Consider the following 909-nt stretch of genomic DNA (forward strand, 5'->3'; position numbering starts at 1 on the left):
CCACTGCTAGCCCATAGAGATTTAGCAAATATAAATAAAGGTCTGGTTATGGAAAAAATATCATTTATTTACACCCACGAAATCAGAGAGGGTGATCCAGCCAGGGTGGTTAGGCAACCAGAACCTTGGATTAAAGTCTCAAATATTCCAGGAAGAATTAATCTTGGAATAATTTTTGGGTTATTCATAAGATCCTATAAAACATATAAAATTGTTGTAGATGTCCTCCATGAAGACATTAGTATTATGAATGACACCAAAGACAAGTTATCGGCTGAACCGTTAGTTGCCGCATCCCCTTCAGCTGACGATTATGTGAGCATAGAAAGCATGGCTCTTCTTGGATTGAATGTTAAAAATGAAGGCGCGCATAAGGTGGTTTGTTCCATATATTCCTCCCCAGACCAAATAGAAAATGAGAAAATATTGCATTCAGCTGAGTGTTATTTTTTTGTATCTAAAACGCAGGGAGCGCACTGATGGTTGAAGCTGTCAACATCATAACCAGAGCCCCTGTCATTGCAGATAATCAGGATATGGGCGATAATCGTCAACATGGTAGCGGAAATGGAGGAGGTGATGACATGCTTGAAAGAGTAAAAGATTTAGAAACCAAAGTCGCCACTCTCGTAACTGACGTGGCCATCATCAAAGATAAACTAGCTTCAAAAGAAGACATCCAATCAGTGAAAACTGAGTTACATAAAGAACTTAATAATCAAACTTGGAAAATTATTGGATCTCTTGTTGTAGCTGTTTTGATTGCGGTTTTGTCAAAATATTATATCAAGTAAAATGCTGTCGCTTAGAAGCCCGGCCCCGCTGCCGGGTTTTTTGTGCCTGTAATCTGACAATCTCACCACCCTACCCGCTTTAAACACTACTCACCTCACACTTTTCACGCCTGAT

2 protein-coding genes are annotated in these 909 nt (G+C 39.6%); both read left to right on the forward strand.

The annotated features are described in order from the left end of the window. A partial coding sequence (locus DBA33_RS20355; RefSeq protein ID WP_120807122.1) for a hypothetical protein occupies positions 1-480 on the forward strand: 480 nt, incomplete at its 5' end. Then, a complete protein-coding gene (locus tag DBA33_RS20360) occupies positions 480-794 on the forward strand; it encodes a hypothetical protein (RefSeq protein WP_240442743.1) in 315 nt (104 codons plus the stop codon). The genes DBA33_RS20355 and DBA33_RS20360, both read left to right, overlap by 1 nt. Positions 795-909 lie beyond the last annotated feature (115 nt).

It is taken from the genome of Yersinia sp. IP36721, assembly GCF_003634395.1.
GTDB lineage: Bacteria > Pseudomonadota > Gammaproteobacteria > Enterobacterales > Enterobacteriaceae > Yersinia > Yersinia entomophaga.